Origin of the sequence: Herbaspirillum sp. NPDC101396 (assembly GCF_044767365.1) — a bacterium.
In the GTDB taxonomy this organism is placed as follows: Bacteria; Pseudomonadota; Gammaproteobacteria; order Burkholderiales; family Burkholderiaceae_D; genus Herbaspirillum.
In genome coordinates this window covers 853903-867041 of the sequence record NZ_JBIWNT010000003.1, presented here as the reverse complement: position 1 = coordinate 867041, position 13139 = coordinate 853903, and the positions used below count along the sequence as shown (strand labels likewise).

At 58.9% G+C, this 13139-nt stretch carries 11 protein-coding genes; 2 read left to right on the top strand and 9 right to left on the bottom strand.

Annotated features, from left to right (window positions below; translation table 11 throughout):
* The 4 genes from ACIROY_RS13840 to ACIROY_RS13825 all read right to left on the bottom strand — a co-directional run.
* Positions 1-548 (bottom strand): branched-chain amino acid ABC transporter permease (locus tag ACIROY_RS13840; protein WP_402342003.1); only part of this gene is annotated, 548 nt, incomplete at its 3' end.
* A 5-nt stretch (positions 549-553) separates the two neighbouring features.
* Positions 554-1444, bottom strand: coding sequence for a branched-chain amino acid ABC transporter permease (locus tag ACIROY_RS13835; RefSeq protein WP_402342001.1), 891 nt, complete (start codon positions 1442-1444; stop codon positions 554-556).
* 336 nt (positions 1445-1780) lie between these two features.
* Positions 1781-2932, bottom strand: coding sequence for an ABC transporter substrate-binding protein (locus ACIROY_RS13830; RefSeq protein WP_402279711.1), 1152 nt, complete (start codon positions 2930-2932; stop codon positions 1781-1783).
* Positions 2933-3057: 125 nt separating this feature from the next.
* The gene (locus ACIROY_RS13825) at positions 3058-3468 is read right to left on the bottom strand and encodes a thioesterase family protein (RefSeq protein WP_116433127.1); all 411 of its coding nucleotides are present in this window, start codon (positions 3466-3468) and stop codon (positions 3058-3060) included.
* A 276-nt stretch (positions 3469-3744) separates the two neighbouring features.
* Here ACIROY_RS13825 and ACIROY_RS13820 point away from each other — a divergent pair, with 276 nt between their 5' ends.
* Entirely contained in the window at positions 3745-5421 is a 1677-nt protein-coding gene (locus tag ACIROY_RS13820) for an electron transfer flavoprotein-ubiquinone oxidoreductase (protein ID WP_402341999.1), read from the top strand.
* Between the two features lie 145 nt (positions 5422-5566).
* Positions 5567-6637: an alpha/beta fold hydrolase gene (locus ACIROY_RS13815; protein WP_402341998.1), complete on the top strand. Its 1071-nt coding sequence runs from the start codon at positions 5567-5569 to the stop codon at positions 6635-6637.
* A 75-nt stretch (positions 6638-6712) separates the two neighbouring features.
* Here the strand turns inward: ACIROY_RS13815 and ACIROY_RS13810 are convergent, their stop codons facing one another.
* The 5 genes from ACIROY_RS13810 to nuoL all read right to left on the bottom strand — a co-directional run bounded on the left by ACIROY_RS13810 (position 6713) and on the right by nuoL (position 13016).
* Positions 6713-7288, bottom strand: coding sequence for an NUDIX domain-containing protein (locus tag ACIROY_RS13810; RefSeq protein ID WP_402341996.1), 576 nt, complete (start codon positions 7286-7288; stop codon positions 6713-6715).
* 77 nt (positions 7289-7365) lie between these two features.
* Entirely contained in the window at positions 7366-7680 is a 315-nt protein-coding gene (locus ACIROY_RS13805) for a DUF2818 family protein (RefSeq protein WP_402279701.1), read from the bottom strand.
* A gap of 13 nt (positions 7681-7693) precedes the next feature.
* Entirely contained in the window at positions 7694-9205 is a 1512-nt protein-coding gene (gene nuoN, locus ACIROY_RS13800) for an NADH-quinone oxidoreductase subunit NuoN (RefSeq protein ID WP_402279698.1), read from the bottom strand.
* A gap of 179 nt (positions 9206-9384) precedes the next feature.
* On the bottom strand, positions 9385-10878 hold the full coding sequence (locus ACIROY_RS13795) for an NADH-quinone oxidoreductase subunit M (RefSeq protein ID WP_029363018.1): 1494 nt from the start codon (positions 10876-10878) through the stop codon (positions 9385-9387).
* 20 nt (positions 10879-10898) lie between these two features.
* Complete coding sequence (gene nuoL, locus ACIROY_RS13790; protein WP_402341994.1) at positions 10899-13016, bottom strand: NADH-quinone oxidoreductase subunit L; 2118 nt, start codon at positions 13014-13016, stop codon at positions 10899-10901.
* Between the last annotated feature and the right edge of the window lie 123 nt (positions 13017-13139).

Below are 13139 nucleotides of genomic sequence, written 5' to 3'. Positions count from 1 at the left end.
AAGGCGCGGCCGAGGTTGGAACGCAGGATGCGGTGGACCACGATCAGCGACAGCACCATGAGCACGGCGACGACGTAGAAGAACTCGACTTCATCAAGCTTGGTTCCGCCGAAACTCGGCTTCGGTACCTTGATGCCCATCGGACCTTCGGTGAGGAAGGTCATTTCGTTGATGAGAATCTGGATGATGGTGCCGAAGGCCAGTGTGACCATCGCCAGGTAAGGACCGGTCACGCGCAAGGCCGGCAAGGCCAGCACGGCGCCGAATACCGCGGTGACGCCAATGCTGGCCGGCAGGATCAGCAGGAACGGCAGACCGAGCTTGAAATACAGCACGCCCGCGGTGTACGAGCCGATGCCGAACAGGCCGGCGTGGCCGAGCGAGACCTGGCCGGTGTAGCCGACCACGATGTCCAGGCCGAACAGCAGGATGGCGTAGATCAGGATGGTTTCCACCAGATGCAGGTAGTAAGGATTGCGCACGAACAGAGGCAGCACGGCGAGCGCGGCGATGCCCAGGATCGACAGAAGGAGGATTTTCTTGTTCATGTTCATCAGACCTTTTTGATCGCAGTTTTGCCAAACAGGCCTGCAGGTTTTACCGCCAGCACAAGCAACAGCAGGAGCAGTCCGGGGACTTCCTTGTAGCCGGTGGAGATGTAGAACCCTGTGACGGTTTCAGCGATGCCGAGGATCAGGCCGCCGACGATGGCGCCCATGCCCGAGGTCAGGCCGCCGATGATGGCCACGGCGAATGCCTTGAGCCCGAGCGCGGCGCCCATGGTCGCACCGGTCAGTGTCAGCGGCGCCACCAGCACGCCGGCGAAGGCGGCGGTTGCCGACGACAAGGCATAGGAGAAGGTGATCACCACGCTGGTGTTGATGCCCATCAGGCCGGCGGCGTCACGGTCGTTGGAGGTGGCGACCACGGCCTTGCCGTAGATCGACTTGCGGTTGAACAGCTCGACGGCGAGCATGATGGCCAGCGCGCCGACCACGACCAGCACCTGCATCGGTTGCACGTTGGCGCCGAAGATCTGGAACGGCGCGCCGGACAGCGGGCTCGGGAACGGCAAGTCGTCCTTGCCCCAGATGTTTTCCGCGACGTTCTTGAAGATGATCGCCAGCGCGATGGTCGACATGATCCAGCCGAATTCGGACTTGATCTTGATGGCCGGACGCACGCCGATCCATTCGACGAAGACGCCTTGCAGCGCGCCGAAGACCAGCACGATGGGGATCATCAGCCAATAGTTGAGATAGGGTCCGCCGTGTATGTTGCCGACCACGGACAGGCCGACCAGCGAACCAAGCATCAAGGCCTCGCCCTGGCCGAAGTTCAGCGTGCCGGAGGTGGCGAAGGTCAATTGATAACCGAAGGCGATCACCGCGTAGATCATGCCTAGCGCGATGCCGCTGAAAACCAGCTGTAACAGAATATCCATTATTTCTACCCAAGAAGCGGCTGCCAATGAATGGCGGGTTGAGCGTGCCGCGATTTTTTGCGCCGTAGGGCGGTGAAGGATTATGCAAACCGGGCCTGCTTGTGCATATGCGTAGGAGTACGCATATGCTTGCTACACCCTGCCCGGTTTGGCTTGCGCGTTGCCCGACGTTGAACACGCGGCCGTTCAGCCGATGCGGTTCCGACGTCGCTGCGACATTTCCGTCACTTCCGATACAAGTTAAAAGATCGTCAACAGACTCTGCGAAAAAGGCCAGTCCCCGGATCGCAAGGACTGGCCTTTATGCTTTAACGACAAATTACGTTGCCGTCAGATTTATTTGCCGAGTACGACGCGGCCGTTTTTGACTTCGCCCATCACGACCATGTTGGCCTTGATGGCTTCGTGATCGTCGCGCGTGAATGGCTTGTTGTACGTGGTGACAACGCCTTCAATCTTGGTGTTCAGGCTTTCCAGCGCGCCGCGGACTTTGTCGCCGTCGGTGCTGCCCGCTTGCTTGATCGCGGCGGCCAGCAACAGGATCGAGTCGTAGCCTTGGGCTGCGGAAACAGCCGATGGCATGCGGTCAACCTTGTAAGCTTTTTGGTAGGCTTCGATGAAGGCCTTGCGCTTTGGCGTGTCGCCGTCCTGGATGAAGGTTTGCGGCATGCGTGCGCCGTTGCCGTTCTTGCCGGAGTTGTCGATGAAGTTACCCATCGACAGCGGCCAGCTGCCGATGATAGGCACGTGCCAGTTCAGCTTTTCCATGCCGTTGGCGATCTGCGCCAGCTCAGGGCCGATGCCGTAAGTCAGCACGACTTGCGCGCCGCCTTGCTTGGACTTCAGCAACTGGGCCGTCATGTCGACGTCCTTGAGGTTGTACTTTTCGATGGCGACAGGTGTGATCTTCTTGGCGGCCAGGGCCTTTTCCAGATCTTCACGTCCGAGCTGACCGTAGTTGGTCGAGTCGGCCAGAATCGCGACCTTGGTGTACTTTTGCTTGTCGATGGCTTCGTCAGCCAGCATCTTGGCCTGGATTGCATCGTTGGCCGAAGTGCGGAAGATGTAATTGTCTTTGTCTTTTTCGAACTGCTTGGTGACCACGGAGCCGGTGGCAACGTTGGTGATCACGGGAATCTTGGCTTCCTGGTAGAAGCGCTGCGAAGCCAGTGCCACGCCGGTGTTGGCGTAACCGACAGTAGCGACGACTTTTTCCTTGTTGATCATTTCTTGTGCGATCTGCACACCGCGCTCGTTTTTGGCTTCATCGTCGCGTTCAACGATTTGCACCTGACGGCCCAGCAGACCGCCGGCGGCGTTGATTTCAGCCACGGCGAGCTTGACGCCGTCGCGCATGGACACGCCCATCGGCGCGGAACCGCCGGTGAACGGGCCGGACACGCCGATCTTGATCGGGTCGGCAGCTTGGCTGGAAAGGGAAAGGCTCAGCAATGCTGCTGCAACCAGAGCTTGGGTCTTGTAAGTCATTTGTCTTCCTCCTGGGTTTAATTATGTGGCCAGACCATCTTGTTGTGGACTAACTCTCCTCTGCTGCAGGTTCTCCGCAGCGTCGGTATCGGGGCTGATTCTGTCCCATCTACCTTTCTCGAAACTTACAAACCTGTCAGGGTCTGACGGATGCTTTCGGGTAGTGGAACCGATTTTTCTTGTTTGAAATTAACCCACACGATCTTTGCGCCGCCCTCAGCATAAATGATTTCCGGCTGATCGACACGCCGGATTTCATAGGTAGTTTCCACACTGGAACGGCCGGGAGGCTGCGCGTACATGCGGACCTCGATGTCGGCCGGATACTTGAGCTGGCGCAGGAAGCTGCAGTGCGCATTGACGATCACCGGGCCCAGCCCGTCGGCCTCGATGCCAACGCCGATGGCTTCCAGCCACTCGATACGGGTCTGTTCCATGTAGCGGAAATAGACGGTGTTGTTGACATGATTGAAGGCATCCATGTCGCCCCAGCGCACATCCATGCGCGAGGTGTGAATCAGTATCTTGTCTGTCATTGCGGGGCTTGCCTTTCGTTGCGGGCTAAAGCGATTCATTCATTGTTGAATTTATTTCATCTTTCCTGGCGATGCTGTGGCAGCTGCGGCCCTATTCCTTATCGGTTTCGGATCGACTGCGCGGATTCCATTTCCATACTTACAAGAGGGAAATCACATAAAATACTTGGCATCGCGAACATATTTGCGTTGCAGACTAGCATTCTCTCGCAAAATATTGAACAATAGCACGATCGTTCGCAAAAATATTCCAACCAAAACCATACGGGACACTCCATGACTCAACCTCAAGACTTGCTGGCGCAGTACGGGCCGCGCGAAGCAATGGAATACGACGTCGTCGTTGTCGGCGGCGGCCCGGCCGGCCTGTCGTCGGCCATTCGCATCAAGCAACTGGCGGCAGAAGCCGGCAAGGAAGTCTCGGTCTGCGTACTGGAAAAAGGCAGCGAAGTCGGCGCCCATATCCTGTCGGGCGCGGTCATGGATCCGCAGGCGATCACCGAACTGTTCCCCAACTGGAAGGAACTCGGCGCGCCGCTCAACACCGAAGTCACCGAAGACCGCTTCCTTTTCCTCTCCGCCAGCAAGGCTTACAAGACGCCGTCGTGGATGCTGCCAGCCTGTTTCCAGAACCATGGCAACTACGTCATCTCACTGGCCAACGTGACGCGCTGGCTCGGCCAGCAGGCTGAAGCGCTGGGCGTGGAAATCTTCCCCGGCTTCGCCGCTGCCGAAGTCCTCTACAACGACGACGGTTCCGTCAAGGGTGTGGCCACCGGCAACATGGGCGTGGACCGTCATGGTGAACCGACCGGCGCGTTCCAGCTGGGCATGGAACTGCATGCGAAGTACACCTTCTTCGCCGAAGGCGCGCGCGGCCATCTGGGCAAGCAGCTGATCGCCAAATACAAACTCGACGCCGGCAAGGATCCGCAGACCTACGCCATCGGCATCAAGGAAATCTGGGAAATCGATCCGAAGATGCACAAGCCCGGCCTGGTCGTGCATACCGCAGGCTGGCCGCTGGATAGCGGTACTTACGGCGGCTCCTTCCTGTACCACCTGGAGAACAACCAGGTCGCGGTCGGCTACGTGGTCGGCCTGGCGTACGAGAATCCTTACCTGTCGCCGTACGAAGAATTCCAGCGTTACAAGACCCATCCGGAAATCCGCAAGTTCTTCGAAGGCGGCAAGCGTCTCGCCTACGGTGCGCGCGCGATTACCGCCGGCGGCTTGCAATCATTGCCGAAGCTGACCTTCCCGGGCGGCGCGCTGATCGGCTGCGATGCCGGCTTCCTGAACGCATCGCGCATCAAGGGCAGCCATGCGGCGATCAAGACCGGCATGCTGGCCGCTGAGGCCGTGTTTGAGGCCCTGAACGGCGGTCGCCAGTTCGACGAACTGACGGCCTACAGCGCTGCGTTTGAAAAGTCCTGGCTGCACGAAGAACTGCACAAGGCGCGCAACTTCAAGCCGTCGATGAGCAAGGGTCTGTACACCGGCACGCTGTTGGTCGGCATCGACCAGGTGCTGTTCGGCGGCAAGGCGCCGTGGACGCTGCATCATTCGCATGCCGATCACGAATGCCTGAAGCCGGCCTCCGACTTCACGCCGATCGCGTATCCGAAGCCGGACGGTAAGCTGACCTTCGATCGCCTGTCGTCGGTGTTCATCTCCAACACCAACCATGCGGAGGACCAGCCGGTCCACCTGACGCTGAGAGACCCGACGATACCGGTCGGCATCAACCTGGCGAAGTACGCCGGTCCGGAAGCACGCTACTGCCCTGCCGGTGTGTATGAGTTCGTGAAGAACGACGACAATACTGACCGCCTGCAGATCAACGCGCAGAACTGCGTGCACTGCAAGACCTGCGACATCAAGGACCCGACGCAGAACATCGTGTGGGTGACGCCGGAAGGCGGCGGCGGGCCGAATTATTCGAACATGTAATTGGCTTGTCGCTTCAAGCAAAAACGGCGCTTCGATCAAACGAAGCGCCGTTTTTGTTTCAGTGTTCTCATCGCAGCGAGGCAAGCGAATTTCATTTAGTATGGCTTTTCACATAAGAACACCTTCTCTTGCGAGGACTATAAAAATGATTCGGAGACTTGCCCTGGGCATCATCGCCCCGTTGCTGCTTTCATCTTCCCTGCTGTCGACTGCGGCCCATGCCGCCGGCTATCCGCAACAGCGCGAAGCCGACTGGATTGCGCCGTCCTTCACCTTCCACACCGGTGAGACGCTGAACAACTTCAAATTGCATTACATCACCGTCGGCGATCCAGCCAATCCGGCGGTGCTGCTGTTGCACGGTACCTATCGCAGCGGCGCTGACATGGTCGCCAAGGATTTCGCCGGTGAGATGCTGGGTCCGGGACAACCGCTGGATGCGAGCAAGTACTACGTGATCATGCCGGACGCCATCGGTGTCGGAAAATCGGCCAAACCGTCGGATGGACTTCGCGCAAAATTCCCGCAATACAATTACGCCGACATGGTGCTGGCGCAATACCGGCTGGTGACCGAAGGCCTTGGTGTCAAACACCTGCGCCTGGTGATGGGCAATTCCATGGGCGGCATGCAGACCTGGATGTGGGGAGAAACCTATCCGGCGATGATGGATGCGCTGGTGCCGATGGCCTCGCAGCCGATCGAGATGGCGAGCCGCAACTGGATGATGCGCCGCATGCTGGTCGAATCGATCAAACAGGATCCAGCCTGGAACAGCGGCAACTACACCACGCAGCCGCCGTCGCTGCGACTGGCCAACACCATGTTCGGCATCGCCACTGCCGGCGGCACCCTTGCCTACCAGGCGCTGGCGCCGACGCGCGCGCAGGCCGACAAAATCGTTGATGACCGTTTGAATGCGCCGGTGACGGCGGATGCCAATGACTTCATCTATCAATGGGGATCGTCGGCGGACTTCAATGCCATGCCGAACCTGACGCGCATCCAGGCGCCTCTGCTGGCGATCAATTCGGCCGACGACGAGCGCAATCCGCCCGAGACCGGCACCATGACGGCGGCGCTGAAACAACTGAAGAATGCGGAGTTGTATCTGATTCCGGCGAGTGCCGAGACGCGTGGGCATGGGACGACGAGCTTTTCAAAATTCTATGCCCGGCAAGTCGGCGACTTTCTGAAAACGCTGCCGCAGCGCTAAGTCCTGCCGCTTGAATGAAAAAGGCTTCGATCGGTATCGAAGCCTTTTGCTTTTGCGGCATGCACGAACACGAGGTTACGCGTCCGGCAACGTCCATTGTCCGTTGATGATTTTCTCCAGCCAGAACGCGCCGATGACCGTCTTGACGTCGGTTACCTTACCCAGACGGACTTGCTCCAGCAACTCCGACAGCGGCGCCTTGTAGATGTCGAGGAACTCGCCGTCGTCGAGCTTGCGCTCCCCTGCCGTCAAGCCGCGCGCCAGGTAGATGTCCAGGTGCTCGTCCGAGTAGGCAATCGCATTGTGGATGGTACAGACGAATTGCCAGTCGGTGGCGGTATAGCCGGTTTCTTCCTGCAGCTCGCGCTTGGCGCAGGCCAGATGGTCTTCGCCGGCATCGATCTTCCCGGCCGGGAATTCGATGAAGACCTGGTCGAGCGGATAACGGAACTGACGCTCCAGCAGCACCGAGCCGTCGTCCAACAACGGCAGGATCACCACCGCGCCTGGATGACGAATATGTTCGCGTATTGCGTGCTTGCCATCAGGCAGTTGGATCGTGTCGCGCAGGACCTTGAGGAAGTGCCCCTCGTAGACCAGCTTACCGTCTACCTTGCTTTCTTTGAGATGTGCGTCCGGATGTGCGTCCATAGGGAATCAGGCAATCAATAAGCGTGGATGGAGAAATCTTGTCGCCGCGACAAGTGTCGGGCACAGGCCGGCGCAGCTCAGGCGTGGCTCTTGCGCAAGTAACGCGCAACGTAGCCCGGATAGGCCAACACCAGGAACAGACAGCCGGTGACGGCATAAAATTCCCAACGCTGGGCAAAGGCATTGCCGATATTGGCTTCGAAGACATGCGCGAGCGCGCCAACGATGAAATACAGGGCCACCAGCTCAAGCAAGCGCACCCATATCGGCTTGCGATAATCGGGTGACTTGCTCAGGGGGATCAGCGCGAAAAGCTGCTGATTGAGGAAAGGAAGGTTGGCGGCCAGGACCGCCAACACGATGACACACCAGCTCAACAGAGAGACGTTCACTGGCGGCTTCGCTTTACGCTGCGATGACTTTGCTGAGGAACGTCGCCAGCGTGGTGACGATGGCGTTGGTGCAGGCATCCATCAGGTGACCGGGCCACAGACCGAGGCCCAGCGCTGCGATACCGTTCAGGCTCAATGCAATACGCACGTCGAAGCTGGCGGTGATCTTGCCGCTGTCAGCAGGATCATCGAAGTACATGTTCTTGATCACGCGCAGGTAGTAGAACGCGCCCACCAGCGAGAACACCACGGCCAGCACGGCCAGCCAGATCTGGCCGGTGCCCAGCACTGCTTGCAGCACCGACAGCTTGGCGTAGAAGCCGACCATCGGAGGAATGCCCGCCAGCGAGAACATCAGCACCAGCATGATGCCGGCAAACCATGGGCTGCGTTGGTTCAGGCCCTTGAAATCGTCGAGCGTGTCGGCTTCGAAACCGGAGCGCGCCATCAGCAGGATCACACCGAAGGTACCCAGCGTGGTCAGCACGTAAGTAATCGCATAGAACAGCGACGAGCTATAGGCGTTGACGGCCTGGAACAGATTGCCGTCGACCACGCCCGACATCATGCCCAGCAACATGAAGCCCATGTGCGAGATGGTCGAGTACGCCAGCATGCGTTTAATGTTGGTCTGTGCAATCGCCGTCACGTTACCGACGATGATCGACAGCACGGCCAGCACCATCAGCATTTGTTGCCAGTCGATCGCCAGCGGCAGCAGGCCTTCGACCAGGATGCGGAACACCATCGCGAACGCCGCCAGCTTCGGCGCGCCGCCGATCAGCAGCGTCATCGGGGTCGGTGCGCCGTGATAGACGTCAGGCACCCACATGTGGAACGGGACCGCGCCCAGTTTGAATGCCAGGCCGGCCACCACGAACACGATGCCGAATACCAGTACGTTGCGGTCAACAGTGCCCGAGACGATGGCGCGGAAGACGTCGTTCAGTTCCAGCGAACCGGTGGCGCCGTAGAGCATCGAGATGCCGTACAGCAGGAAGCCGGAAGCCAGCGCGCCGAGGATGAAGTACTTCATCGCGGCTTCGGTCGAACCGACGTTGTCGCGGCGCAGGGCGACCAGCGCGTACAGCGACAGCGACATCAGTTCCAGGCCCAGGTAGATGGACAGGAAGCTGTTGCCGGAGATCATGACCATCTGGCCCAGCAGCGCGAACAAGGCCAGCGCGTAGAATTCACCGCCGAGGTGGCCGCCGCCGACGATGCCGCGGTCGGAGTTGTATTGACGGCCGTAGATCAGCGTCAGGCCGATGGCCAGGTAGGAGAACAGTTTCAGCAGGCTCGACAGCGGATCCGAGACGAACATGTTGCTGAAGGTGTAGACCGTTTCGCCGCTTGCGTAGTTGGTGAAGGTCAGCACTGCGCAGACTACCAGCGCCAGCAGGGACAGCACGTAGGTGATGACGCGCTTTGCATCCGGCAAAAACATATCGATCAGCAGGATTGCGGAGGTCGCAATCAGCAGAAATATTTCCGGATAGACAGGGATCAGATTCATGTTGTTCATTTAGTTACCGCTTAGTTTCGTCCGCGTATTTTGTCCGCTTACCGTTGCCGCCGTTTTCAGCCGGGCCTGCACTTCGCCTGCCCTGCCTGTTTCGAAACGTCGTACCGAATTGCTTGCTGGCGTCGGCGCCACATGGTGCATGTGCTGCAGCAGCGCCGACGCTTTGTTACCTGAGTTGCTTAGTTGCCGATCTTGGAGACCGACACATGCTTCAACAGATCGCTGACCGAAGTCTGCATGGTGTCCGTCACCGGCGCCGGGTACAGACCCATCACCAGCACTGCGATCGCCAGCAGGCCGAGGATGAAGAATTCGCGCTTGTTGACGTCGGTCAGTTCTTCCACGTGGTGATTGGTCACCGCGCCGAAGATCACGCGCTTGGTCAGCCACAGCGAGTAAGCCGCACCCAGGATCAAGGCGGTTGCCGACAGCAGACCGATCCAGAAGTTGAACTTGACCGCGCCCAGGATCACCATGAATTCGCCGACGAAACCGGAGGTCGCAGGCAGGCCGCAGTTGGCCAGAGAGAACAGGATGAAGAAAGCAGCGAAGCGCGGCATCTTGTTGACCACACCGCCGTACTGGGCGATTTCACGGGTATGCATGCGGTCGTACAGCACACCAATACACATGAACATCGCGCCCGACACGAAGCCGTGGGAAATCATTTGTGCGATACCGCCCTGCACCGCCATGTCGTTGAACATGAAGAAGCCCAGGGTGACGAAGCCCATGTGGGCGATCGATGAGTACGCGACCAGTTTCTTCATGTCCTGCTGCACCAGCGCGACCAGGCCGATGTAGATCACGGCGACCAGCGACAGCGTGATCATGAAACCGGACAGCGCGTGGCTGGCGTCAGGAGCGATTGGCAGTGAAAAACGCAGGAAACCGTAGGCGCCGAGCTTCAGCATGATCGCAGCCAGCACGATCGAGCCGCCGGTAGGCGCTTCCACGTGGGCGTCAGGCAGCCAGGTATGCACCGGCCACATCGGCACCTTGACTGCGAATGCCATCAGGAATGCGAAGAACAGCAGTTTTTGCTCGATCATCGACAGCGGCAGTTGATGCCATGTCGGGATTTCAAAGCTGCCGCCGGACACGATGTACAGATAGATCAGCGCGATCAGCATCAGCAACGAGCCGAGCAAGGTGTACAGGAAGAACTTGAACGCCGCGTACACGCGGTTGGCGCCGCCCCACACACCCACGATGATGAACATCGGGATCAGGGTCGCTTCGAAGAACACATAGAACAGCATGCCGTCGAGCGCCGAGAACACGCCGATCATCAGGCCCGACAGGATCAGGAACGCACCCATGTATTGGCCGACGCGCTTCTGGATCACTTCCCAGCCGGCCAGCACCACGATCACGGTGATGAAGGCGGTCAGCGGGATGAACCACAGCGACAGGCCGTCAATGCCGAGGAAATAGCTGATGTTGAAACGATCGATCCAGGGCGTCTTCTCGACGAACTGGTAACCGTGCGCGGCCGCATCGAAATGCAGGACCAGAGGGATGGTTACCAGCAGGCTGACGACGGCGCCGAGCAGCGCCAGCCAGCGTGCGACGGATGGATTGTCGTCGCGGCCCACGGCCAGGACGAGTATGCCGAACGCGACCGGACACCAGATCGCAAGGCTAAGGAGAGGAAAAGTTGACTGCATCATGGTTGTTATCTTCTTACAGCTTATTTGCCAAACGGAAACGGCATGAACCAAACCAGGAAACCCAGCACCCCGATAATCATCACGAACGCGTAATGGTAGATGTAACCGGATTGCCACAGGCGCGTGACTTTCGAGAACCAGTTGACGACCTTGGCGCTGCCGTTGACGACCAGGCCGTCGATCAGGCCCTTGTCGCCCACTGTCCACAGGCCGGTGCCCAGCAAGCGTGCGCCACCGGCAAACACGACATCATTGAACTTGTCCATGTAGTACTTGTTGTCCAGCAAGGTGTAGATCGCACTGAACTTGTCCTTGAACCAGGCCGGGACGCGCGGGTTGACCATGTAGAAATAGTAGGCCGTCACGACGCCGGCGATCGCCAGCCATAGCGGTGCCGATGTCAGCGAATGCACTGCCATCGCGATCGGACCGTGGAATTCGTGCGCCAGCTCTTCGAGCGCCTTGTGGTTTTCGCCGACAAAAATCACGTTCTTGAAGAAATCACCGAAGACCATTGGCGAGATCGCGAAGAAACCGATGATGACCGACGGAATCGCCAGCAGGATCAGCGGCAGCGTCACCACCAGCGGCGACTCGTGCGGCTTCTGGCCCGGGGCCAGACCGTGATGTTCATGATCGTCGTGTGCATGGTCATCATGACCGTGCGCATCGTGGGCATCATGTGCGCCATGAGCGTCATGCGCAGCGTGTGCGGCAACGGGAGCGTGATGGTCATCATGACCATGTGCGTCAGCCTTGCCGAAACGCTCTTCGCCGTGGAACACCATGAAGTACATGCGGAACGAATAGAACGCGGTCACGAACACGCTGGCCAGCACGGCGAAGTAGGCAAAACCGGAGCCCGCCAGATGCGATTCGGCAGCGGCTTCGATGATGCTGTCCTTGGAATAGAAACCGGAGAAGAACGGTGTACCGATCAGCGCCAGCGAACCCAGCAGCGAGGTGATCCAGGTGATCGGCATGTACTTGCGCAGGCCGCCCATGTTGCGCATGTCCTGGTCATGGTGCATGCCGATAATCACAGAACCCGCGCCGAGGAACAGCAGCGCCTTGAAGAACGCGTGCGTCATCAGGTGGAACACGGCGACCGAGTAAGCCGATGCGCCCAGCGCGACAGTCATGTAACCCAGCTGCGACAGCGTCGAATACGCCACCACACGCTTGATGTCGGTCTGCATGGTGCCGAGGAAGCCCATGAACAACGCGGTAATCGCGCCGATCACGAGGATCACGGACAAGGCGGTGTCGGACAGTTCGAACAGCGGCGACATGCGGGTCACCATGAAGATGCCGGCAGTCACCATCGTCGCGGCGTGGATCAGTGCGGAAATCGGGGTCGGGCCTTCCATCGAATCAGGCAGCCAGACGTGCAGCGGGAACTGGGCGGACTTGCCCATCGCGCCGACGAACAGGCAGATACACGCCACGGTCAGCAGCATCCAGTCGGTGCCAGGCAGCGTCAGCTGAGCCAGCTCGCCGCGCTTGGCGAAGACTTCGCCGTAGTTCATGGAACCGGCATAGGCCAGCAAGAGGCCAATGCCGAGGATAAAGCCGAAGTCGCCGACGCGGTTGACCAGGAAGGCCTTCATGTTGGCCTTGATCGCGGTCGGACGGGTGTACCAGAAACCGATCAGCAGGTAGGAAACCAGGCCCACTGCTTCCCAGCCAAAGAACAGCTGCAGGAAGTTGTTGCTCATGACGAGCATCAGCATCGAGAACGTGAACAGCGAGATGTACGAGAAGAAGCGGTTGTAGCCGTCATCGTCTTTCATGTAGCCGATGGTGTAGACGTGCACCATCAGGGACACGAAGGTCACCACGCACATCATCATCGCCGTCAGGCTGTCGATCAGGAAGCCGACTTCCAGCTTCAGGCCGGCCACGGTCATCCAGGTGTACAGCGTGCCGTTGTAGGTCGCGCCGTCGACTACCGCCAGCAAAGTCTGGACGGAAATGATCAGTGCGATCAACACGCCGAGGATGGTCGCCGTGTGCGAAACCTTGCGGCCGACTACATTGCCGAAGAACTTCGTCCCGAGCAGGCCTGCGATCGCAGAACCGGCCAACGGCGCCAGTGGTACGGCTAAAAGAAGATGTGGGTTAAGTTGCCCCGCCATGATGAACCTTATCGCTATTTGGGTTCTCCTCGAATCGGGAAGACTCTCGGAGAACACCCATCTTTAAATGAAATTTAAATTCAATCTACCTGCATTGCGAACGTTCCAATGCGCACTACAGCT

Excerpts from the sequence above, each read along its gene's own strand:
- ACIROY_RS13835 (WP_402342001.1), bottom strand. The coding sequence starts at position 1,444 with ATGGATATTCTGTTACAGCTGGTTTTCAGCGGCATCGCGCTAGGCATG.
- ACIROY_RS13830 (WP_402279711.1), bottom strand. The coding sequence starts at position 2,932 with ATGACTTACAAGACCCAAGCTCTGGTTGCAGCAGCATTGCTGAGCCTT.
- ACIROY_RS13825 (WP_116433127.1), bottom strand. The coding sequence starts at position 3,468 with ATGACAGACAAGATACTGATTCACACCTCGCGCATGGATGTGCGCTGG.
- ACIROY_RS13820 (WP_402341999.1), top strand. The coding sequence starts at position 3,745 with ATGACTCAACCTCAAGACTTGCTGGCGCAGTACGGGCCGCGCGAAGCA.
- ACIROY_RS13815 (WP_402341998.1), top strand. The coding sequence starts at position 5,567 with ATGATTCGGAGACTTGCCCTGGGCATCATCGCCCCGTTGCTGCTTTCA.
- ACIROY_RS13810 (WP_402341996.1), bottom strand. The coding sequence starts at position 7,288 with ATGGACGCACATCCGGACGCACATCTCAAAGAAAGCAAGGTAGACGGT.
- nuoN (WP_402279698.1), bottom strand. The coding sequence starts at position 9,205 with ATGAACAACATGAATCTGATCCCTGTCTATCCGGAAATATTTCTGCTG.
- ACIROY_RS13795 (WP_029363018.1), bottom strand. The coding sequence starts at position 10,878 with ATGATGCAGTCAACTTTTCCTCTCCTTAGCCTTGCGATCTGGTGTCCG.
- nuoL (WP_402341994.1), bottom strand. The coding sequence starts at position 13,016 with ATGGCGGGGCAACTTAACCCACATCTTCTTTTAGCCGTACCACTGGCG.